Below are 1,337 nucleotides of genomic sequence, written 5' to 3'. Positions count from 1 at the left end.
AAGCAAGAAGTAAAATCAATTGCTCCACAAAAAAATGTAGTTGCACCTCAGCCGAAGGTAGCACAAGCACCACAACAACACACTGTTAAAGATGTGAAGTTCGTAGACCACTTCTATCGTGTGCAAGGTCAAGACCCGAAACGTCAACCTATTGAGAAATTTGTTGTAAGTGGTTTAGGGAATGGTGTAACAGCGAAAGTGTTATATTCATTTGAAGCTAATGACACTGAATATGTAAAAATTGAAGTAAAAGATGGATTCGGAAATACTATCACACATGATATTCCTGTTTCTGTAAATACAATGCCTGTCATTACGTTAGACAAACATAGAGTGCTTGTAGAACAAGGTCAAGGTGTTAATGTCTTAAATGCGTTAGGTGCAAAAGGTTATGATGAAGAAACTGGTGTTCTTAATATTAAAGTTACTGGTAATACAGATACATCGGTATTAGGTGAACGTTCACTTAATTTAAAAGTTACTGACAATACTAATCTATCGGTTTCTGAAAATGTTATTATGAACGTTGTTCGATTTAAAGGTGTTCTACAAATTGAACAAAACGAAAATATTAATTACATTGATGCTACTCGATTTGTTGAAGGTCTATCTAACACAGCTCGTGCAATTATCACAAATGTTGATGAAGTGAGTGGTATGGTAACTGTAAAAGTAACAGACGGTGAAAATTCAATCTCAAAAGCAGTAAAAGTAACAAAAGCTCATGTAAATGAAGAACCAAGTATTAGCGTTGAAAATGACTATGTATTTGCAAAACAAGGTGAGGTTAAAGATATTATTGCATCAGCGAAAGTAACGGCAAGTGATCGAGAAGATGGAGATTTAAGCAAATCAATTAAAGTAAGTGGATTTGACCCTCAGGCTTCAGGTGTACAAACAGTAACACTTACTGTAACTGATAGCGAAGGTGCGACTGCGGAACGAAAAGTGTATGTTCGCATGATTAATTTCGTAGACTCAATTAAAATTGAAAAAGGATTTAGAGTGGAGAACATCGCTAATGAAAAATTAGTTACAGGTCTAAAAGGTTCCGACGGTGTTTCTATTAAGGATAATGGAAATGGAACAATTACAGTTTCTGTAAGAGATAATGCTTTAAACACTACAATTCAATCTGTTGTAAAAGTTGAAGTAGAAGGTAATAAAGAAGAAGACAAAGGAACAAACGAAGATAAAGGTACAAATGAAGACAAAGGAACAAACGAAGATAAAGGAACAAATGAAGACAAAGGAACAAACGAAGATAAAGGTACAAATGAAGACAAAGGAACAAACGAAGATAAAGGTACAAATGAAGACAAAGGAACAAACGAAGA

Annotated in this window: 1 pseudogene; it reads left to right on the top strand. The window is 34.6% G+C overall.

Annotated elements, in window-relative coordinates:
- A pseudogene (locus MR160_RS33645) lies at positions 1-1,337 on the top strand (LPXTG cell wall anchor domain-containing protein); the annotation flags it as partial.

Origin of the sequence: Bacillus cereus group sp. BfR-BA-01382, from assembly GCF_022663475.1 — a bacterium.
Classification (GTDB): Bacteria; Bacillota; Bacilli; order Bacillales; family Bacillaceae_G; genus Bacillus_A; species Bacillus_A thuringiensis_S.
The sequence above is the reverse complement of the archived record's forward strand: the minus strand, read 5'-3'. Positions and strand labels throughout refer to the sequence as shown.